We start from the raw sequence: 21,729 nt of genomic DNA, 5'->3' as shown, positions 1-21,729 counted from the left end.
AAGCTTTTATTGAAAATAAACCATATATATCAATAATATATTTATAACATGTATAATTTATACTACTTTAGCATTGCAAGAAGTCTTTCCTGGATATAACATGCAATCAAAATACATGTTAAGCAAAGTGCAGGTTAATGATATGTCTATTCACGTTAAGAACAATATTCACTGGGTTGGTCAACGCGACTGGGAAGTTCGAGATTTCCACGGCACAGAATATAAAACATTAAAAGGAACGAGCTATAACAGTTACCTGATCCGTGAAGGTAAAAACGTGTTAATTGATACCGTTGATCATAAGTTTAGCTACGATTTCATCCAACAACTTGAGCAAGAGATCGACCTGAACGAAATTGATCTTATCGTGATCAATCACGCGGAAGAAGATCATGCCGGTGCATTATCTGTTCTGATGAGCAAGATCCCAAACACCCCTATTTACTGTACTGAAAATGCGATTGACTCCATTACCGGTCATCACCACCATCCGGAATGGAATTTCAATACCGTCAAAACGGGCGACAGTATTGATATTGGTAATGGCAAGTCACTGGTCTTTATTGAAACTCCTATGCTGCACTGGCCTGACAGCATGATGACTTATATGACAGAAGATGCGGTGTTATTTAGTAACGACGCGTTTGGTCAGCATTACTGCGATGAGCGCCTGTTCAATGATGAAGTAGAGCAAAACGAGTTAATGGAACAATGCCTGCGCTATTACGCAAACATTCTGACACCATTTAGCCCGCTGGTAACCGCGAAGATCCACGAGGTACTTGGCTTTAATCTGCCTGTTGATATGGTTGCCACCTCTCACGGTGTGATTTGGCGTGACAACCCTACTCAGATCATTGAAAAATATCTTGAATGGGCTGATGAGTATAAAGAAGACAAAATCACAATCTTCTATGACTCTATGTCAAATAACACCCGTATGATGGCTGATGGTATCGCCCAGGGGATCACCGAAGCGGATCCTAATGTGGCGGTAAAAATATTCAACGTCTCACGTCATGATAAGAATGAAATTTTGACCCATGTCTTCGGCTCTAAAGGTGTATTAGTCGGCTCATCAACAATGAACAACGTGATGATGCCTAAAGTTGCCGGCATGCTAGAAGAAATTACCGGCCTGCGCTTTAAAGCAAAAAAAGCGGGGGCTTTTGGCAGCTACGGCTGGAATGGCGGTGCTGTTGACCGTATTCATGCCCGCTTAACGGATGCCGGTTTCTTTACCACTGTTAGCCTTAAAACAAAATGGCGACCAGACTCAAATGCACTGGAAACATGCCGCGAACATGGCCGCAAAATTGCGCGCGAATGGGCACTTCAGCCGCTACCAAAGCAGGCAGAAGCAGGGGTTACCGCTACAGGTTCAACACAACCAAAAACAGTGACTATCTCTCGTTCGGAGTCAGAAAAAACGGATACCAGTCACTCTGTTACTACTGAGCAAGATCAGAAAATGATTTGTACTGTTTGTCAGTGGGTTTACGACCCTGAATTCGGTGAGCCTAACCAGGATGTTGAACCGAAGACACCGTGGTACGAAGTACCAGACTATTTCCTTTGCCCTGAATGTGGCATCGGTAAAGAAGTATTCGAACCAACGGAGTAAAACGAAGATCATGGACAAGCACATTGTAATTATTGGGAGCGGCTTTGCCGCTTACCAGTTAGTGAAATCATTGCGGAAGCTAAATGCTGATACCCCGATTACCGTCATTACTGCCGATAGCGGTAATGAGTACTCTAAGCCCGAGATCAGCCATGTATTCAGCAAGCAGCAAACAGCTAATGATCTGATCAGACAATCTGCCTGTGAATTCGCGGCAGATAATAACATTCTATTAATCAACAATACTCTGATTGAATCTATCGATACCGATAGCCAGACAGTGCATTACGGCGATAATGCGATTACCTACTCCGAGCTAGTATTAGCAACAGGGGCATCGGCATTGGTTCCAGCGTTTGCAGGAAATGCCATCGACGAGATTGTGACGTTAAACAGCCTGACCGAATATGAACAGCAGCAGGACAAACTGGCTTGTGCAAAATCTGTTCTGGTGCTGGGAGCTGGTTTGATCGGCACGGAAATCGCGATGGATCTGGCGAGCTCGGGCAAGAGCGTCACCTTATGTGATAGGGCATCAAGCCTGATGCCGACACTGCTACCGCCATTTATTAGTGCCGGATTATTTCAGGAGATGCACGGGAAAGGCGTGCAAATCCGACTCAACTCCAACGTGACCGCTATCAACCGTCACCACCAGGAACTGGTTGTTTCACTTTCCGGTAGTGAGCATATCAAAACAGATGCGGTGATTGCGGCTATGGGTCTGAAACCCAATATTGGGTTGGCAAAAAAAACGGGGATTGAAACTGACCGGGGAATAACGGTTGATCGGATAATGCAAACATCGGCGTCGAACGTCTATGCGTTAGGTGATTGCGCTGAGCTGGAAGGGAAAGTTCGGGCTTTCATACAGCCGGCCATGTTAAGTGCTATGGCACTGGCAAAGACACTATTGGGCTCCCCGACCCCGGTTCGTCTTCCGGCTAGTCTGATTAAGGCCAAAACGCCCTGGTTACCACTCCACATGTCTGGCAACACGGTAAGGAAAGATCTGTCGTGGGAAGTCGTTACGGAATCAAATGGCCTGATAGCTAAAGCTTTTGATAAGGAAACCGCTCAGTTAGTCGGATTTGTTGTCAGTCACGATCAACATAAAGCCGCCTTCCCTTTATTGCGACTATTACCCGCTGAGTAATTTTTAAGTCGACACTGCTTGCTCTGTTCTTAGATGACAAGAGCTGAAATGGAATTCACTTTAAGAGGCATTCTTTGCCTCTTTTTTTAGCTCCCGTAACAAAGACTGTAACTGCAGTCATCCCGTCGAATAAACATTCTCTTACCCTTGCTATCAGCAACGTAAATAACCCAGTTCATATATTCAGAATAAATTCAATTTTGCTAAGCATCCAGTGGTATAATAATTACTCGGCTCAGCAATCAAAAGTCTGTACATGTACCAGTTCACATTCTCATTTGATGAATTTCTTGCCGAATTCTGGCAAAAAAAGCCCACGGTCATTAAAGGTGGATTTAAAGACTTTATCGATCCGATAAGCCCGGATGAACTAGCGGGTTTAGCCATGGAAGAAGAGGTCGATTCCCGTTATGTCGCCCAAATAGGTACGGAATGGGAAGTCCACCATGGCCCGCTAACATTTGAAAATACACCGGAAGATCATTGGTCATTTGTCGTTCAGGCTGCCAACCACTGGCACGAAGGGGCTGCACAACTCGTCACGCCTTTCCGCCAGTTACCGAACTGGTTATTTGATGACTTAATGATTAGCTACTCCACCCCAGGCGGTGGCGTTGGCCCCCATATCGATCAATACGATGTATTTATTATTCAAGGTTCGGGAAAGCGCCACTGGCGTGTAGGGCCAAAGGATGACAACTACGAGGAAGAACTTCATCATCCTGCGCTCCGACAAATTAAAGGCTTTGATCCTATTATCGATGAGATCCTTGAACCTGGAGATATTTTATATATTCCGCCGGGATTTCCTCATGACGGTTACGCCACAGAAACCGCAATGAGCTTTTCCGTTGGATTCAGATCACCGAAGAAGCAGGAATTGTTAAGCAGTTTTGCTGACTTTGTCATCGCCAATAATATTGGTGATGTGCATTACCATAACCCTTCCCTGCCAGCTCGCAATAACTGCGGTGCGATTCTAGAGGCTGAATATACCGATCTGGAAGCCATGCTGCGCAGCCTGCTGGATCACCCTCAGCTGATGAAGCAATGGATGGGTGAGTATTTAAGCCAAAGCCGTCATGATCTGGATATCATTGCATCGGAACCACCCTGGCAGAACGGTGAAACATACCAGTTTTTAGAAGATGGCGAAGCATTTAAGCGCTTAGGTGGCTTACGCGCTTTTTATCATCCTGAGAAACCATATGTGCTTTATATTAACGGGGAGCGTTTTGAACTGCCTGAAGAGTGTAAAGCTGCGGCTAAGTGCCTGTGTGATGAAGAGCAACTCACATTAACATTGCTGGGTAAGCAACTTGATAATCCGGCCTTCCTCGCCTTGCTGACACAACTCATCAACCTGGGTTACTGGTATCCGGTAGAATAGCGTTATCAGTATATTGAGACAGTCAACTATCTTGCCTCAGCAATTAAGTAATGGAAGTATAAAAAAAGCGCGGCTTTTACACCGCGCTTAAAGCCTGTCACAGGCTTAAACTAGTGTACATGCAGACATGAAACCGCATGAACTTCGTCACCTCGTAGTTCAGGCTTATTTTGTGCGCATGACTCCATTGCTTGTGGGCAACGAGTACGGAATACGCAACCCGATGGTGGATTAATCGGCGAAGGAAGTTCACCTTCAAGCATTTGAATATGCTTATTTCTTTCCAGTTCAGGATCAGGGATAGGCACTGCTGACATTAATGCTTTGGTATAAGGGTGTTTAGGCTCAGCGAACAGCGCTTTACTCTCACCCATTTCTACGGCATTACCCAGGTACATCACCAACACACGGTCAGAAATATGTTTAACCACAGACAAATCGTGAGCGATGAAAATCAGGCTAAGACCCATTTCTTTCTGTAATGATTTCAACAGGTTTACCACCTGGGCCTGAATCGATACATCCAATGCCGATACCGGCTCATCACAAATGATCATTTTAGGCTTTAAAATCAGTGCTCGTGCAATACCAATACGCTGACACTGGCCACCAGAGAATTCATGCGGATAACGGTTGATCACATTCGGTAGCAAACCTACCTTTGTCATCATCTCTTTTACCTGCGCTTTAACATCGTCAGCTGCGAGTTCCGGATAGAAGGCTTTCAATGGCTCAGCAATGATTTCTCCCACCGTCATACGCGGGTTCAGCGATGCCAGCGGATCTTGGAAAATCATCTGAATCTCTTTGCGCTTTTCACGCATGTTGACATGATCGAGCTTGGTTAAATCCTGCCCCAGCCATACAACGTTACCATCGGTAGCTTCTACCAGACCGATAACCGCACGAGCAAACGTCGATTTACCGCAGCCTGACTCACCCACTACCCCTAAGGTTTCACCTTCATAAAGGCGAATATCAACACCATCAACCGCCTTAAGCTTTAAAGGCTTAGTCCAGGGCCATGCTGATTTTGGCGCAATATTAAAATGAACTTTCAGATTTTTAATATCTAACAATAGGTTTTTTTGTGCATCCATTACCACGTCCCCACATCAGAAAAACAAGCACGTAAACGTCCTTCAGTAAACGCTTTCAATTCAGGTGCTTCCTGCGAGCATCGACTAGTAACACGATGGCAGCGATCCTGGTATGGACAACCAACAGGCAAGCGCAACAGGTTTGGTGGGTTGCCTGGAATCGTCGGCAGTTCTTCGCCTTCCGTATCCAAACGTGGAATAGCTCTTAGCAGACCTTCAGTATATGGATGAGATGGTTTATAGAAAATCTCATCGATTTTGCCATATTCCATGGTACGACCCGCGTACATCACCAATACCTTGTCACAGCTGCCTGCGACTACGCCCAGATCATGAGTGATCATAATGATCGATGTATTGAAGTCCTTTTTCAGATCGTTCAACATTTCCATTATCTGTGCTTGAACCGTTACATCTAATGCTGTCGTTGGTTCATCGGCAATCAGCAGCTTAGGACGGCATAACAATGCCATCGCAATCATTACACGCTGACGCATACCACCAGAGAACTCGTGGGGATACATCGTAATACGCTGGCGGGCTTCAGGGATCTTTACCGCATCCAACATACGTACACTTTCTTCAAACGCTTCTTTCTTACCCATGCCTTTGTGCAGCATTAACACTTCCATAAGCTGATCGCTTACTTTCATGTAAGGGTTGAGAGAAGTCATTGGGTCTTGGAAAATCATTGCAATTTGTTCAGCACGAACTTTATTCAGTTCTTTTTCTGACAAATTCAGAATTTCACGGCCTTCAAATTTTGCACTGCCGCTAATAATACCGTTCTTAGCAAGCAGACCCATGATCGCGAATACGGTCTGGCTTTTACCTGAACCAGATTCGCCAACAATACCTAGGGTTTCCCCCAGATTAAGAGAAAAATTCAGATCGTTAACCGCGGTGACGATACCATCTTGTGTTGTAAATTCTACGCGTAGATCTTTGACATCTAATAAGCTCATAATAACTTCCTATAATTATCTGTCTTTTGGATCTAGTGCGTCACGTAAACCGTCACCCACATAGTTAAAGCAGAACAGGGTTACAACCATAAATGCAGCCGGGAACATTAACTGCCACAGGGCAACTTCCATGGTTTGCGAACCTTCTTGGAGCAAAGCCCCCCAGCTCGTCATTGGCTCTTGAACACCAAGACCGAGGAAACTTAAGAATGATTCAGTCAGGATCATTTGCGGTACCAGCAGGGTTGAGTACACGGCAACAATACCTAAAACGTTTGGTACGATATGGCGAGTGATAATTCTCCAGCGGCTAACACCTGATACATGTGCAGCTTCGATGAACTCTTTGCTACGGAGAGACAGGGTCTGGCCACGAACAATACGCGCCATATCCAGCCAGGAAATCGCACCAATCGCCACAAAGATAAGCATGATATTCCGGCCAAAAAAGGTCACCAGAACAATCACGAAGAACATGAATGGAATGGAATACAGAATTTCAAGAATACGCATCATCACGCGGTCAGTACGACCGCCGATAAAACCAGAGGTTGCACCGTAAAGGGTACCGATAACGACGGCAACTAACGCACCTAAGATACCAACCATCAGTGAAATACGACCGCCAATTAAGGTACGGGTATATAAATCACGTCCCAGGCTATCGGTTCCAAAGAAGTGACCTTCCTCGCCAAAGCTTGGCGCGGCATGCAAGGCATACCAGTCAGTGTCATCAAAGGCATAGCTACTTAACATCGGACCAAATACAACAGCCAATGTGATCAGAAACAGAATGGTTAAACTCATCATTGCCGCTCTGTTGCGCATAAATCGAGTACGCGCATCTTGCCACAGGCTGCGACCTTCAATTTCCAGATTCTCTGAAAATTTTTCGATAGCCTCTACATTGTCTTTTTTAGTTAATATCATCGTAAGGCCTCTTAGTAACGAATTTTCGGATCGATATACGCTAATACGATATCAACAATGGCATTGAAGATAATGGTCAGCGTACCAATAAGAATAGTGATACCAAGAACCAGTGAGTAATCGCGGTTAAAGGCAGCGTTAACAAAGAGTTTGCCGATACCCGGCAAGCCGAAAATGGTTTCAATAACCACGGAACCGGTGATGATACCAACGAATGCCGGCCCCATATAAGAGACAACCGGTAGCAATGCTGGTCGCAGTGCGTGTTTTACGATGATATACGGATAGCTCAAACCTTTCGCACGCGCGGTACGAATGAAGTTACTGTTCAGGGTTTCAATCATGCTACCACGGGTAATACGGGCAAAAGTGGCCACATACAACAGTGACATACCAAACATCGGCAGCAGTAAGAACTTCATAGAGCCGTCTTGCCAGCCACCAGCAGGAAGCCAACCTAGATTAATGGAGAATATATATATAAGTACTGGTGCCAATATAAAGGATGGCATCACCACCCCGGCCATTGCAGTTGACATAATGGTGTAGTCTAACCACGTATTTTGCTTCAATGCGGCAAGGGTGCCGACAGTTACCCCCATCACAAGTGCAAAAATAAAGGCGAAAAAGCCGATTTTTGCAGATACAGGCAGTGCTTTAACTACCAATTCATTTACGGTGAAATCTTTGTATTTGAAAGATGGGCCAAAATCACCTTGAATGATATTACCCAGATAAGTGGTGTATTGTTCAAACACCGGCTTATCTAAGCCATATTTCGCTTCGATATTTGCCATAACCTCAGGAGGAAGCGGACGCTCACTCGAAAAAGGGTTACCAGGCGCAAAGCGCATCAGGAAAAACGAAATAGTGATTAATACCAACAGCGTCGGTATTGCTTCAAATATCCGTTTAGCTACGAATTTAATCATAAACTGTACCGTTATTTTTTATCTGTGACAGAAAGCGCTACACCCTAGCCATAGGGTGTAGCGTTAGTATTGTTATATATCTTGCTGTTTATTAGTCAGCAATGATGTACATATCTTTAGTGAAGAGTTTGTCTTCTGCGTTATTTGCAGGGAAACCGCCAACTTTAGGGTTTACCAGACGCGCTTTCACATATTGGTAGATAGGAGCAATCGGCATATCTTTAGCCAGCAGTTTTTCTGCATCAACGTAAAGCTGCTCACGCTCAGTTTCTGAGGTTGAGTTAAGTGCTTTTTCCATGATGCTGTCATATGCTTTGCTATGATATTTAGGATCGTTAGAGCTGTTGTTGCTCTGCATTAGAGAAAGGAAGCTGGATGCTTCGTTGTAGTCACCACACCAGCCGGCACGGGTAACATCGAAGTTGCCTTGACGGCGGTTATCCAAGTAGGTTTTCCACTCTTGGTTTTCCAGGTTAGCTTTAGCGCCCAGATTTTTCTTCCACATAGATGCGATAGCAACTGCTAGCTTCTTGTGGTTCTCAGAAGTGTTATAAAGCAGTGTAAACTCTAGCGGATTACTGCTATCAAACCCTGCCTCAGCCAGAAGCTCTTTCGCTTTCGCGTTACGCTCTTTCTGAGTTAGCTTACCGTAATCAGGCATCACTGGGTTAAAGTTAGCGGTAATTTCTGGTGTTAGGAAGTATCCTGATTTCTGACCTTGACCTAGTAGCGCTTTAGTAATGATGTCACGATCGATTGCGTAAGATAGCGCCTTACGTACACGAACATCATCAAATGGCGCTTTAGCATTATTAAAGCCGTAGTAGTACGAACACAGGTTACCCCGAATGGTTACCTCTTCCGCATGCTCTTTCTGCAGGCGACGGAAGTGTTCATTCGGCAGTTCGTTGGTAATATCGATTTCACCCGCAAGGAAGCGGTTCATCTCGGCAACTTGGTTTTCAATCGGTAAGAAGGTTACCTGCTTGATAACTGTCTTTTCGTTATCCCAGTACTGAGGGTTGTTTTTTAGAACAATACGTTCATTCACAACCCACTTATCAAGAACGTAAGCACCGTTACCGACAAAGTTTTCTGGCTTCGTCCAATCGTCACCGAATTTCTCAACCACTTTTTGATTAACAGGCTTCATTGTTGTGTGGCCCATCATCATGACAAAATATGGTACGGCTGATTCCAGCTCAATTTTTAGCGTATTTGCATCTACCGCAGTAACACCCAGTGTTTCTTTCTCGGCTTTACCTGCAATGATCTGTGCTGCGTTCTTCATGGTCGTCATTTCCAGGTACCATGAATAAGGTGATGCCGTTGCCGGATCGACTGCACGCTTGAAGCTGTAAACAAAGTCGCTTGCTGTAACCGGATCGCCATTTGACCACTTCGCATCTTTACGCAGGTGGAAGATAAATGTGCGGTTATCGGTTGTTTCCCAGCTTTCAGCTACACCAGGTACGGTCTTACCGTCACCGTCTTGGTTTACCAGACCTTCAAGAAGGTCACGAATAACGTGAGATTCTGGCACACCTTCGGTTTTGTGGGGATCGAGTGAGGCGACTTCAGTACCATTACCACGAACTAATTCCTGTTTCGCAGCAAGCTTGACACCCTCAGGAACCTCAGCAGCCAGAGCAGAAAAAGAAGTGGCAGCGACTGTCAGACTTGCGCTAATTAGTAACGCCTGAGTGATTTTATTTTTATACATGCATTAACTCCAATACATAATTTCATTGCATCCATGACGTTCTTCAGTTGGTGTTCATACAACTGCAATCAACAACAATGATTGCATTATTTATGTGAAACGACACAGAACAAACCGAAGAATAGCTCGCAACTTTAACAGGCATTGAAGTAATTTGCCACAAACCCATTACAAAAAGAGATATTACCCTTAATAATCATTAGTTACCCAGCATTAACCACCACCCAAAAAGAAGTATCTGGGCCTTTCTATTATAAAAACCAGGTTATAGAGAAATATCCGCCAAAAAAGCTGATAATATTCATATTAGGAATAAATAACCGCATGTTTACACAAATAATCAGCACAAACAACTTAGCAACCCAACAAAGACCGTGAGAGTCAATAACAAAAAACCAATAACTTGATGTACACGCATAAAAAAACGCTCACGAGGAGCGCTTTTAAAGATGGGGGAGAATTATTTATTCTCGCTGTCTATGTCAAAAACCTGTTTATCCGGGCTGACTGATTGCTGTCTTTTTTCCAGCAGAAGCTGTTGATCATCGTCTTTGTCGAGATCATTCCCAATGCCAATTTCATTAAGCATCTGCTTGATTTTCTTATTCGATACACGCCTATGTTTCATGAACCCTCCGCTGTCAAATTCAGCAAGTTTGATAAAATAATCTGTTACGCACAGTCATCATCTAAAGCACTTTGCAATAAAATTTATGTGCCAAGTAAATATGGCACATAAATTCCCACTCTGCCTCACAGAAGCTCTGCACTACGTTTTAATAACGAAACCGAATAAAAAAAACACTGATAGATTAACTTTTCACAAGGCTGTTTTTTAACACTTTTCAAGTATCTGCAACACGTTAATCGCGTTAGAATTATTTATATTGAAAGGGGTAATCTGATCGCATCAAATTAGGTTGAACATTCAATAGTCCGTTCCCGTTCCGTTGTATCTTGAGAGTTAATATATGAGACCAGCAGGTTGCTTCTCACGTCCAAGTCCATCCCGAGTCCGTCACGGTTATGTGCCACCAGCACGTAGTACTAAAGGCGATTCAAAAAGTGAAAGCAAGTAGTTATTAACTACCCATTCACATCTTTCAATAGCCTCTTCTCAAAGGGGCTATTTTTTTGTCGCGACCTTAAAACATTTACCTGCTTTATACCTGTCAGAACCATTATTCCCCCTGCTCAAACCCGCAGCGGAGCTTGTCAATGGCTACCCAGTTATGAAATGATCCCCTCAGGTCAATGGAGCTAGGTTAAATAACAATGTTAAAGACAGAAGGTAAGGATACTTTCTCTATCTCTCAACTCGCTGAAGAGTTTGGTGTGACACTGCGCAGTATTCGATTTTATGAAGATCATGGATTATTAACCCCGCAAAGAAATGGTCAAAACCGTATTTATTCGAGGCAAGACCGCGCTCGCTTAAAGCTGACACTTCGTGGCAAGCGACTCGGTTTCAGCCTTGATGATATTCGTGGACTGTTTGATCTGTATGATTCAGAGAAGAGCAATAAAAAACAGCTGCATGACATGCTCAATGCGATTAAGTATCGACAACGTCTACTGGTACAGCAACAGGCCGATATTCAAGCTGTAATGATGGAATTAAATGCAGCGGAAAAAAACTGTTACCAGCAATTAGCAAAACTGGAGCTGAAGCAGCGAAAAGTCAGTACATAAGAGATGAATTAAAAAAGCAACCTTTATACCCGAATCGACACTCACCGCACCAATGAATCGACACTATTCATATGAATTATGAATAACTGAAGCACCTAAATACGTCATCCCGGAATCGAGGTACGAGATATCCCGGATCCAGCTCTAACTGTGTGCGCCTTAGATTCCGTATAAGTTCGTGCCTCACTTTACAGAATGACGAAGTATCAGGATTAACCTTTAATGAACGGGGATCTTTGCAATCCAGATCTCATGTGTTTCCTGGGTAAATTCTCCGTGATCTATCATACCTTTCAGATAACCTAACCGATGATGTCCTTCCAGCAAGTTAAACGGGGCTTTTAATACCCGGCCATTGGTCGCGTACAAATCACGCTCGTAATGCAAAATAATAGGTGCCACCGGCCAGGTACCACGCTCTTGCATATTCTGCACTAACCAACTGCGCTGGAAGATTTCATTGCTCATACGCCGTGAAAACTTCTCGATTACATCATTATGAGGAGTCTTGATTCTGTTAAGGATCTCATCATTCGTCCAAATCTGCTTTGAAAATGACATCGCACGAAAATCAAGCCAGCCCCAATTACATAGCACCGCTTTCCAATGGCGATATACCCATTGCTCAAGTACTTCATCGGGGAAATGAGGCAACATCAAGTGTGCTCGGTCACGCCAGAGATCCCAAGGCTCACACCGACGTTCACCAAAACCATCGGGTGCAATTTCATAGAGTAAACGATCGCTCCTGATCATAATCCCCTCCTATAACTACGCGTACTCAAACCTTAACCAAAAACCTTATAACCATTCATTAAAAATGGTTTTTTATTCTCATACGAAAAACATAGCACAGCTTTTTTTGAAACAAAACCTGAATATTTATGAAAGATTATCCAGCCCTTGTTACAACATGGTTAACCCTCTTTTTTTTTGGCGATTTACCAACACCCTTGGCAGTTGCATTTATGTTACAGTTTCGACAATTAAAGAGAAATATTCCGCAAGGCAATACAGCCGAAGATGCTATTTCATGCGGGGAGGAGGGGCGAAGTTCGTGAAAGCGAGTACCGTTACTCATTAATTATGATTGAACAGATTAGTTCTTTATCGATGTCTTATCGAATCATCCAGGGATGACGAATTTTAACCATTAAAAAAGGAGCTGATTATCAGCTCCTTTTTTCACACCCTAACCATCCTGTATTAGGTTATTTTATCTGCCAACGATCAGCCGCAGAAGTATCAGTATCTCTGGCATCAACCCAGCGACTCTCACTGTTTGTCTGTTCTTTCTTCCAAAATGGTGCGCGGGTTTTCAGATAGTCCATAATAAATTCACAGGCTTCAAATGCTGCGCCCCGGTGTGCGCTGGTTACACCAACAAACACAATCTGATCACCCAGTTCCAAATCACCCACCCGGTGAATAACCCGGGTTTTAATAAGTGGCCAGCGCTCACCGGCCTGCTCAATAATTTCAGCTAAGGCCTTCTCGGTCATTCCCGGATAATGCTCTAGCGACAGGCCCGTGACGTCATCACCTTGATTAAAATCACGCACTTTACCGATAAACGTCACAACCGCTCCTGCATCAGTGCCTTCAGCCAGTTTTGCATACTCATCAGCGACTGAGAAATCCTCAACCTGAACAGAAACCATAATTAGCCTCCGGTTACTGGCGGGAAGAAGGCAACCTCATCACCATCTTTGATTTCAGATTCTAAATGGCAAATTGTCTGGTTAACAGCAACCAGTAATTTGCCAGACTCCAGCGCCAGCGGCCATTTATCACCACGTTCAGTCAGATGAACGCGTAAGGCTTCTGCCGTCGTAAATTCTCCGTCAATCTCTAAGCGATCAACCCCAACCAGCTCTTTTACCTGAGCAAAGAAAAGTACATTAATCATGCTTCAACCTTAAAGTGACCTGATTTACCGCCCGTTTTTTCTAACAAACGAACCTGACCAATAACCATGTCTTTCTGTACCGCTTTACACATATCGTAAATGGTCAGCGCCGCTACCGATGCCGCTGTTAATGCTTCCATTTCAACGCCGGTCTTACCCGCCAGCTTACAGCACGATTCTATACGCACCATATTCTCCGTTTCTATCGCCTCTAACTGCACCTCAACTTTAGACAGCAACAAGGGGTGACATAGCGGGATCAAATCCCATGTTTTTTTCGCCGCCTGAATACCCGCAATACGGGCCGTTGCAAATACATCACCTTTATGGTGCTTGCCCGATACAATCAGAGCGAGTGTTTGCGGCGCCATATGTACGAAGGCTTCAGCTCGCGCTTCACGAACAGTATCAACCTTAGCTGAAACATCGACCATATTCGCTTCACCTGAAGCATTGATATGCGTTAGTTGTGTCATTATTATTACTTCCGTTCACATGGGTGATAGCAGTCATCAATTATTTGGTTTACCGGTATTAACCACCAATAGAGGCAAGGTGCGGTGTCATACCAGAATTTCCTTCATCAAGAAAATGACCCACCGCTTTTTGTTGTAAGCCACCTTGAATACGCCCAATCAGCTCAGCACGCTGCCCGTTTTCGGCAAGCAAATCGCGCAAGTCCACCCCGTGCTCGCCAAACAGGCACAGATGAAGCTTACCTTTCGCCGATACGCGTAAACGGTTACAACTTTGGCAGAAATCTTTTTCGTAAGGCATGATCAGTCCGATTTCACCGACATAATCAGGGTGACAAAAGACTTGGGCAGGACCATCATTGTTGCTCTTAATCTTTAAAATCCAACCATTGCCAATCAGATGATTACGGATGCTAACCCCAGAGAGATGATGATTATTAAACATATCGTCCATCTCGCCAGTCTGCATCAATTCAATGAAACGCAGTTGAATCGGCCTGGTTTTTATCCAATCAAGAAACTTCGGCAACTCTTGTGAATTTAAGTCTTTGAGCAACACTGTGTTAATTTTGACTTGTTCAAAGCCCGCATCAAAAGCGGCATCTATACCCGACATCACCTGATGAAACATATTCTCACCCGTGATTTGATGAAACATTTTCGGGTCCAGACTATCAACACTCACGTTAATATGAGTCAGGCCTGCTTTTTTCCAACTTTTAACATGTTTAGCCATACGGTAACCATTAGTAGTTGTCGCCACTTTGGTTATACCGGGCTGAGAAGCAACAGTGCGGATAATATCGGTAAAATCACGACGTAAGCTCGGCTCGCCACCTGTAATACGCACTTTTGTCGTACCACATTCGGCGAAGGCACCCGTTACACGCTGGATCTCATCTAACGTTAGAAATGAAGGCTTCTTCTTTTCCGTCGGATGATAACCATCAGGCAGGCAATATGTACATTTGAAGTTACACACATCGGTAACTGAAAGTCGCAAGTAATAAAACTTACGATTAAAGCGATCTTCAAAATGAAGATTGTCTTCTAATTGTTTCGCCACGGAACACCTTTCCAAATACGGGAGGCCGATTCATTTCTAAATCGACCCTGGTGACAGACTGTCACTGGCGTTGGTCCCTTATTACCGACACAGGTCCATATTACAGAACACAAAAGGCGGCAACTTAGTGAACAAAGCTCGGAGTTATGGGCTGCTATGTAACGCTCATTTAGAGTCACTCACACAGCTGCTAATCTCATCATAAAAAAATCAGTGAAATGACAATATAAACAATACACCGAAAAAAAACGTGCTGCATTCTACCTTTCGAGAAAGATCCCGACAATACTACTAAAGGGAATATTAGTGATTAATCTAATGTCAAGTGAGGCTATTATGTCCAACATTATCGAATCTGCCAGCGTTGATGATATTGCTCTCTATCTCCAGCGCGAAGATGGCATTGATGCACAGAATGCACATCAGGAAGCGCAACATATTATTGATGGCTTTCATGACATGATGGCAAAAGGGATCATTAAAGGCTGGTACTTCAATGAACAAGGTCATCTTGAGTTATTACCCAGCGATAATGCGCTTAAAATCATTGCCAACCGTAAGTGAGGTTTGGGGGTAAACTGCTTTGCAATTTGCATCAGGGGTTTGCAATATGAAAAAAAGTGCATCTCTTGCTTATCAATTGAGACACTTAACTTCACCACATTAGCGGCATGACACTTCGGCATCACATTTGCACTATTTACGGTACCAGACGCTAATAATGATGAATGGAGCTGTGTATGACGCAATCAATACCGCTACTTTTTCAAAAACGCCATGTCTTACCTACGGGCAGAATGCCTATGCGTATCGCTCCCGGCTCACAAACAGAAGCATTTAAAGTGGCTTTGTCATCAACCGATGGCTTTGGTGTCTGTATGCATGATGAAAGCAATCCCGGTCAGCATTTTTTCCATATCGGCACCCGCGTCACAGTCGAAGACTTTGACCGTTCAACAGATGATGGCTCCCTCATCGTTACCGTCTACGGACACGACAATTTCCGTATTAAGTCATTAACGCAAGATAACAATGGCGTGTTTTATGCCGAATATCAGACAATACCTCAGTGGACAGAAATCCAACTCCACAATAACCAGCGATTGCTGGCAGTTAAGTTGAGAATTATGTTTGAGAAATACCCGGAACTCGACCGTTTACACCAAACCAAAGAATTCAATAATTTAAGCTGGTTATGTCAGCGCTGGTTAGAGATTTTGCCCGTTCCCGCCAGTGAAAAACAAGCACTACTTAATACCCCAAATTGTCTGGATACCTGTGATTATTTAATGAATATGATGCAAGAGCCTCACTAATATTAGGGTGTGCAAAAAGTGACATTAATAGCATATCCCCAGCGAAGTCTTGTATTCATTTTGCTGCTTTGTATACTCTAGGCATCAATCAAGATCACAAAAAATTGCAATAAGCTCATGACAAACACAAAGACTGAAATTAAAACCAAGATCGTTGCTATCGGTGGTGGTCATGGCTTGGGCCGTATGCTCTCCTCTCTGTCTGATTATGGCTCCCAAGTTACCGGCATTGTCACCACTACTGATAATGGCGGATCGACTGGTCGTATTCGTGCTTGTCAGGGAGGAATTGCATGGGGAGATACCCGTAATTGCATTAATCAATTAATCACAGAGCCCTCTGTCGGTTCGATGATTTTTGAATATCGCTTTCGCGGTAATGGCGAATTGAATGGGCATAATCTGGGTAATTTGATGCTAACCGCACTCGATAATCTCTGCATTCGCCCCTTAGAAGCTATTAATCTTATCCGGGATATGCTGAAGGTCAAACCCCATATCATCCCGATGTCTGAGCACCCGGCTGACTTATCTGCATTGACGCCGGCGGGCGAGATTATTTGCGGTGAAACCAGTGTCGATGAACTGGAAGAAGTACCGCAACGGCTTTATATTGAGCCTGCGGTACCCGCCACAAAGGAAACGGTGAAGGCAATTAAAGATGCCAATATCATATTGTTAGGGCCTGGCAGCTTTCTAACCAGTATTATGCCGCCTTTACTACTCAAAGATATTGGTTCAGCGCTAAAAGAAAGTCCGGCCAAAATCGTATTTATAACCAATCTGGATAAAGAGAAGGGGCCTGCCGGAAAAATGTCTCTTAGTACTATGCTGCATTGGTGTGAACGTGCAATGCAGGGGCGCCACATTGATAGCATAATTACAGATCACCCTTGTCCAGAACTTGCCCCAAGGTATGAACAGCGGATTGAAGATTTAGCTTCCAGCAATCATGAGTGGCGACATGACCGAATGAAGTTAAAACAAGCGATTGATAGACTGATCGTTACCGGCTAATTGCTTATACTCGTGTGCCATGCCCTTAACCATTTGTGTCAATTCAGGCAAATGATCCACCATCCACTCATTTTGCCCTTGTCTCACACGCGATTCACATTCTTGAGCCATTTCAGCTAGACTGTCAGCCCCAAAGCTGGCAGCGCTGCTTTTAATGGCATGGCTGATCTCCCCGACCTGATTCACCGACGGTTGATCAGATAACTGGCGTAAGTACTGCTGTAGCTCATCACTAAATACATTAAGTAAGAGTATGACCGTTTCTTCACCGACTTCTTCTGCCAGTCGTTTGATGGTTTCCGCATTAATACTCTTTACCATTTATTTGATCTCCCTGTTGTTTCCTGCCAGGTTTGTAATTTTCTGTATATGGTCGAAGGGCTAACTTCCAGTAAACCTGCAGCACGCGGAATGTTTCCGTTACAGACATCAATTGCAGCCTGAATTGCACGTTTTTCAACCACCCAAAGCGGCTCAATCGTCCACCGTCCACTTTGTTCAATATGTAAATTTGCACCAAATTCGATTGGACGGTTTTCAATATCTGGTGAACTATTTATAGAAGATGCAATTTCAGCGCCAGCTATACTGCTTATCTGCGGTGGAAGCATTTGCAAAGTCACTTCTTCGCCAGCATTTAATACCACTATATTCCGGATGACATTCTGTAACTCTCGTACATTGCCTGGCCAGGAGTGTGCTTTAAGTGACGCAATGACATCTGGCGAAAAGCGACTGAAGTTTTTACCTTCTTCCACCGACATCAAAGCCAGTAAAGCATGGGCAATCTCAATCATGTCATCACTGCGATCACGCAAAGGCGGCAGTGCAATAGGAATAACGTGTAACCTATAATACAAGTCTTCCCGAAAACGCCCTTCTTGCACTTCCACCCAAGGGTTTCGGTTAGTCGCACAAACAAAACGAACATCTACCGTACTGGTTTTTGAAGAGCCCACTTTCTGATAAGTGCCGGTTTGAATAAAACGCAGCAACTTACTTTGTAAATCTAAGTCCATTTCGCAAAGCTCATCGAGGAACAATGTTCCTTGATGGGCGAGCTCTACCGCTCCCTGACGTTCAGTTGAAGCTCCGGTAAATGCCCCTTTTACATGGCCGAACAACTCACTTTCAATCAACTCTTTTGGAATTGCGGCACAGTTTAAGGCTATGAACGGTTTGTCATTTCGCGGACTCGCGGCATGAACCGCCTCAGCACAAACCTCTTTCCCGGTGCCGCTTTCACCTGTAATAAATACCGTCGCCTTACTTGCCGCGGCTGATTCGATCACACGATATACCGCTTGCATCGGAATACTGTTGCCAATGAAGCCTTGATATTGCGCGCCACCTTGCTTGGATTGAGAAGCATCCCGAGTTTGGCAGCCTTCCCTCAAAACATTGTTAACGGTAATACGCAGCCGATCAGCTTCACAGGGTTTGATTAAAAAATCCTGAGCGCCATATCTCATGGCTTCAACGGCTACATCAATCGACCCATGGGCTGTCATGATCACAACAGGAAGATTGGTATGCTCGCGTCGAACTGCTTCCAGGACTTCCATACCCGTCATGTCGGGCAAGCGTAAATCAAGAAGGATCAGATCTGGAACAATATCCTGAATGAAACTGAGTGCTTCTCTTCCCGTGCCGACAATATTGACACTTAGCCCCAGAGGATTAAGGTAAGATTTATACAACGCCGCGACAGAAGCGGTGTCTTCTACCATCAATACTTGCCGTTGTTGTGCCCTGCTTTCCATTTCCACCTCAGACATGAGTCCCATGAACCAATTTTAATCAATACAAGTAGTTGCGTTAATACGATTTTCATTTTCCTCCGTCTCACTATGAATCGCAAAACGGTTTGCAAAATGCGAATTACAACTCCAGTTTAGCAAATAAATATGACAAAAATATCTTTACCATTGGTAAAAAGTACAAATCATTACCACAAAAAAGTTGGCACGATGCCTGCATTATATAAAGTGACTCTGAATTAAGAGTCAACCTAGCCAACTGACGTTGTTTGTGGATTTTTTCACTAAAACAATGAGGCCAACCGAAATAATTATCGGTTGGTTTTTTTTTGCCTGAAATTCAGAATGGCAGGATTAGCTATTCGTAATAAACTGCTGTCGAAGAGTATGGATCTTGTCACGGGTTTCGGCAGCTTTTTCGAACTCTAAGTTCTGCGCCAAATCATACATTTCTGTTTCCAGCTTCTGAATTTCCGTTTCCAGTTGCTGCGGTGACATGCTGGTGTAAGTTCCCTTGCTTTCTGCAACCCTGTTTAGTTGGGCTGCTTTGTTGATCCTTGAGCGCGAACTTGGCTTACCCAACTCAAGAATATCTCCAACTTTTTTATTCAGCGCCTGAGGTACGATGCCACGTTTTTCATTATAGGCATGCTGCTTCTCTCGGCGGCGGTTGGTTTCGTTAATTGCTCGCTCCATTGAGCCCGTAATTTTATCGCCATATAAAATAGCACGCCCTTCCAGGTTACGCGCCGCACGACCAATGGTCTGGATCAACGAACGTTCAGAACGTAAAAATCCTTCTTTGTCGGCATCAAGTATCGCCACCAGCGACACTTCAGGCATATCCAGACCTTCTCGTAACAGGTTGATCCCAACCAGAACATCAAATTCACCCAGACGCAGATCGCGAATGATCTCAACCCGCTCAACCGTATCAATATCGGAGTGTAGGTAGCGCACCTTAACGCCATGTTCCGCCAGGTATTCCGTCAGGTCTTCCGCCATGCGTTTGGTCAGTGTTGTAACCAGTACTCGCTCTCCTTTTACTTCTCGGATTCGGATTTCTGACAATAAATCATCAACCTGTGTGGCAACCGGGCGAACTTCGATGATCGGATCGAGCAATCCTGTCGGACGCACCACCTGCTCAGCGATATCACCACCGGAGCGCTCTATTTCATATTTGCCCGGTGTGGCCGACACATAAATGGTTTGTGGAGCTAATGATTCAAATTCTTCAAACTTCATCGGACGATTATCCAATGCTGAAGGCAGGCGAAAACCGTATTCGACAAGGTTTTCCTTTCGAGAGCGATCACCACGGTACATGGCACCAATCTGCGACACCGTGACATGAGATTCGTCGATAATTAGCAGGCCATCAGCAGGCAGATAATCAAATAACGTCGGAGGCGGCTCACCCTCGGCACGTCCACTGAGGTAACGAGAATAGTTTTCGATCCCAGAACAAAAACCCAGTTCGTTCATCATCTCAATATCAAATTGAGTGCGTTGGGCAATACGCTGCTCTTCGACCAGCTTGTTATTATCGATTAATTGCTTACGGCGTATTACCAGTTCATCTTTGATCTTATCGATCGCTTCCAGTATTTTTTCGCGCGGGGTTACATAGTGGGTCTTCGGATAAATCGTACACCGTGGCAAATCACGCTGCTGGACCGCCCCGGTCAACGGGTCAAAAACACTAATACAATCAACTTCATCATCAAACAGCTCAATGCGAATTGCATCATGCTCCGATTCTGCCGGGAAGACATCTATCACTTCCCCCCGAACGCGGAAAGTACCGCGCTCAAATACCATATCGTTCCGCTTGTATTGTAGTTCAGCTAAACGACGCAGAATATCACGCTGATCAAGCATATCGCCCCGGCGAACATGCAACATCATTTTAAGATAAGAGTCAGGATCACCCAGGCCATAAATCGCCGAAACCGAAGCAATGATGATCACATCACGACGCTCCATCAGCGCTTTCGTTGCCGACAACCGCATCTGCTCAATATGGGCATTCACCGACGCATCTTTTTCGATGAAGGTATCCGTCGTCGGCACATACGCTTCAGGTTGATAATAGTCATAGTAAGAGACGAAATATTCCACTGCATTATCAGGAAAAAATTCTTTCATTTCCCCATATAGCTGCGCTGCCAGCGTCTTATTAGGTGCCAATATAAATGTGGGACGATTGGCTTTCGCAATCACATTCGCCACCGTAAAAGTTTTACCTGAACCGGTAACCCCTAACAGTGTTTGATGAGCAAGGCCAGCATCTAACCCATCAAGCAGTTGATTGATCGCAGTAGGCTGATCACCCGACGGTGAAAAATGAGAAGACAGTTTGAACGCTTTGCTCATGCTTAGTTTCCGTTGCAGGGGAAGACAATACTCAGTTAGCTATTTTGCAACTATACCCAAGTAACTGCAAGATACAGGATTCAGAGTGCGCTCTGCGAGTTCAATTCAAGGCAGTTGAGTACAGGAGGGGGGCCCTTTCAAGCTCATTTGCCGCAAAAGTGGGCACACTGATTTTCCTCGGCAGTCGTTTAATGGTATCGCTCAATTGGATACAGCATAGTTATATCATAATGAGTGAGATCACACTTCAACGCCTTAGATACACCGAATGGTTACACGGCATCCGTGATGGTG

21 protein-coding genes and 1 riboswitch are annotated in these 21,729 nt (G+C 44.4%); of the genes, 7 read left to right on the top strand and 14 right to left on the bottom strand.

Annotated features, from left to right (window positions below; translation table 11 throughout):
* Positions 1-142 precede the first annotated feature (142 nt).
* The 3 genes from norV to C9I89_RS17200 all read left to right on the top strand — a co-directional run bounded on the left by norV (position 143) and on the right by C9I89_RS17200 (position 4,170).
* On the top strand, positions 143-1,624 hold the full coding sequence (norV, locus tag C9I89_RS17210) for an anaerobic nitric oxide reductase flavorubredoxin (RefSeq protein ID WP_107284580.1): 1,482 nt from the start codon (positions 143-145) through the stop codon (positions 1,622-1,624).
* Positions 1,625-1,634: 10 nt separating this feature from the next.
* Positions 1,635-2,780: an NADH:flavorubredoxin reductase NorW gene (gene norW, locus C9I89_RS17205; RefSeq protein WP_107284553.1), complete on the top strand. Its 1,146-nt coding sequence runs from the start codon at positions 1,635-1,637 to the stop codon at positions 2,778-2,780.
* Positions 2,781-3,036: 256 nt separating this feature from the next.
* Positions 3,037-4,170, top strand: a complete 1,134-nt coding sequence (locus C9I89_RS17200) for a ribosomal protein uL16 3-hydroxylase (RefSeq protein ID WP_107284552.1) — start codon at positions 3,037-3,039, stop codon at positions 4,168-4,170.
* Positions 4,171-4,280: 110 nt separating this feature from the next.
* Here C9I89_RS17200 and oppF read toward each other — a convergent pair whose 3' ends face one another.
* The 6 genes from oppF to C9I89_RS22575 all read right to left on the bottom strand — a co-directional run bounded on the left by oppF (position 4,281) and on the right by C9I89_RS22575 (position 10,448).
* Positions 4,281-5,270 (bottom strand): murein tripeptide/oligopeptide ABC transporter ATP binding protein OppF, encoded by a 990-nt coding sequence (oppF, locus tag C9I89_RS17195; RefSeq protein WP_107284551.1) that lies wholly within the window; start codon positions 5,268-5,270, stop codon positions 4,281-4,283.
* Positions 5,270-6,235, bottom strand: coding sequence for an ABC transporter ATP-binding protein (gene oppD / locus C9I89_RS17190; protein ID WP_107284550.1), 966 nt, complete (start codon positions 6,233-6,235; stop codon positions 5,270-5,272). The genes oppF and oppD overlap by 1 nt, the downstream gene beginning before the upstream one ends.
* A 15-nt stretch (positions 6,236-6,250) precedes the next feature.
* The gene (gene oppC / locus C9I89_RS17185) at positions 6,251-7,162 is read right to left on the bottom strand and encodes an oligopeptide ABC transporter permease OppC (RefSeq protein WP_107284579.1); all 912 of its coding nucleotides are present in this window, start codon (positions 7,160-7,162) and stop codon (positions 6,251-6,253) included.
* A 14-nt stretch (positions 7,163-7,176) separates the two neighbouring features.
* Positions 7,177-8,097 carry an oligopeptide ABC transporter permease OppB gene (oppB, locus tag C9I89_RS17180; RefSeq protein WP_107284549.1) on the bottom strand — a complete coding sequence of 307 codons (921 nt, stop codon included), beginning with the start codon at positions 8,095-8,097 and terminating at the stop codon, positions 7,177-7,179.
* Between the two features lie 91 nt (positions 8,098-8,188).
* On the bottom strand, positions 8,189-9,820 hold the full coding sequence (locus C9I89_RS17175; protein WP_107284548.1) for an ABC transporter substrate-binding protein: 1,632 nt from the start codon (positions 9,818-9,820) through the stop codon (positions 8,189-8,191).
* Between the two features lie 460 nt (positions 9,821-10,280).
* Positions 10,281-10,448 (bottom strand): hypothetical protein, encoded by a 168-nt coding sequence (locus tag C9I89_RS22575; protein WP_170107728.1) that lies wholly within the window; start codon positions 10,446-10,448, stop codon positions 10,281-10,283.
* Positions 10,449-11,095: 647 nt separating this feature from the next.
* Here C9I89_RS22575 and C9I89_RS17170 point away from each other — a divergent pair.
* Positions 11,096-11,512, top strand: coding sequence for a MerR family transcriptional regulator (locus tag C9I89_RS17170; RefSeq protein WP_107284547.1), 417 nt, complete (start codon positions 11,096-11,098; stop codon positions 11,510-11,512).
* Positions 11,513-11,731: 219 nt separating this feature from the next.
* Here the strand turns inward: C9I89_RS17170 and C9I89_RS17165 are convergent, their stop codons facing one another.
* The 5 genes from C9I89_RS17165 to moaA all read right to left on the bottom strand — a co-directional run bounded on the left by C9I89_RS17165 (position 11,732) and on the right by moaA (position 14,978).
* Positions 11,732-12,268, bottom strand: a complete 537-nt coding sequence (locus tag C9I89_RS17165) for a hypothetical protein (RefSeq protein WP_107284546.1) — start codon at positions 12,266-12,268, stop codon at positions 11,732-11,734.
* 455 nt (positions 12,269-12,723) lie between these two features.
* Complete coding sequence (gene moaE, locus C9I89_RS17160; RefSeq protein WP_107284545.1) at positions 12,724-13,173, bottom strand: molybdopterin synthase catalytic subunit MoaE; 450 nt, start codon at positions 13,171-13,173, stop codon at positions 12,724-12,726.
* Between the two features lie 2 nt (positions 13,174-13,175).
* Positions 13,176-13,421: a molybdopterin synthase sulfur carrier subunit gene (moaD, locus tag C9I89_RS17155; protein ID WP_107284544.1), complete on the bottom strand. Its 246-nt coding sequence runs from the start codon at positions 13,419-13,421 to the stop codon at positions 13,176-13,178.
* Entirely contained in the window at positions 13,418-13,897 is a 480-nt protein-coding gene (gene moaC / locus C9I89_RS17150; RefSeq protein WP_107284543.1) for a cyclic pyranopterin monophosphate synthase MoaC, read from the bottom strand. Before moaC ends, moaD begins: the two co-directional genes overlap by 4 nt.
* Before the next feature lie 58 nt (positions 13,898-13,955).
* Positions 13,956-14,978 carry a GTP 3',8-cyclase MoaA gene (gene moaA / locus C9I89_RS17145; RefSeq protein ID WP_211315272.1) on the bottom strand — a complete coding sequence of 341 codons (1,023 nt, stop codon included), beginning with the start codon at positions 14,976-14,978 and terminating at the stop codon, positions 13,956-13,958.
* Positions 14,952-15,119, bottom strand: a riboswitch (molybdenum cofactor riboswitch). It overlaps the preceding gene by 27 nt.
* A 180-nt stretch (positions 15,120-15,299) precedes the next feature.
* On the opposite strand from moaA, the gene C9I89_RS17140 reads away from it, so the two are divergent.
* The 3 genes from C9I89_RS17140 (at position 15,300) to yvcK (ending at position 17,296) form a co-directional block, all read left to right on the top strand.
* Positions 15,300-15,527 (top strand): hypothetical protein, encoded by a 228-nt coding sequence (locus C9I89_RS17140; RefSeq protein ID WP_107284542.1) that lies wholly within the window; start codon positions 15,300-15,302, stop codon positions 15,525-15,527.
* A 176-nt stretch (positions 15,528-15,703) separates the two neighbouring features.
* On the top strand, positions 15,704-16,279 hold the full coding sequence (locus C9I89_RS17135; RefSeq protein ID WP_107284541.1) for an LON peptidase substrate-binding domain-containing protein: 576 nt from the start codon (positions 15,704-15,706) through the stop codon (positions 16,277-16,279).
* A gap of 117 nt (positions 16,280-16,396) precedes the next feature.
* Positions 16,397-17,296, top strand: coding sequence for a uridine diphosphate-N-acetylglucosamine-binding protein YvcK (gene yvcK, locus C9I89_RS17130; protein ID WP_107284540.1), 900 nt, complete (start codon positions 16,397-16,399; stop codon positions 17,294-17,296).
* Here yvcK and C9I89_RS17125 read toward each other — a convergent pair.
* From C9I89_RS17125 to uvrB, 3 genes are all read right to left on the bottom strand, one after another.
* Positions 17,258-17,617: an Hpt domain-containing protein gene (locus C9I89_RS17125; RefSeq protein WP_107284539.1), complete on the bottom strand. Its 360-nt coding sequence runs from the start codon at positions 17,615-17,617 to the stop codon at positions 17,258-17,260. The two genes, yvcK and C9I89_RS17125, sit on opposite strands and share 39 nt — an antisense overlap.
* Entirely contained in the window at positions 17,611-19,059 is a 1,449-nt protein-coding gene (luxO, locus tag C9I89_RS17120; RefSeq protein ID WP_245905513.1) for a quorum-sensing sigma-54 dependent transcriptional regulator LuxO, read from the bottom strand. The genes C9I89_RS17125 and luxO overlap by 7 nt, the downstream gene beginning before the upstream one ends.
* Positions 19,060-19,410: 351 nt before the next feature.
* Positions 19,411-21,435: an excinuclease ABC subunit UvrB gene (uvrB, locus tag C9I89_RS17115; RefSeq protein WP_107284537.1), complete on the bottom strand. Its 2,025-nt coding sequence runs from the start codon at positions 21,433-21,435 to the stop codon at positions 19,411-19,413.
* Between the last annotated feature and the right edge of the window lie 294 nt (positions 21,436-21,729).

The sequence above is a fragment of the Photobacterium lipolyticum genome, assembly GCF_003026475.1.
Lineage (GTDB): Bacteria > Pseudomonadota > Gammaproteobacteria > Enterobacterales > Vibrionaceae > Photobacterium > Photobacterium lipolyticum.
This window is presented reverse-complemented; position numbering and strand designations above follow the sequence as displayed.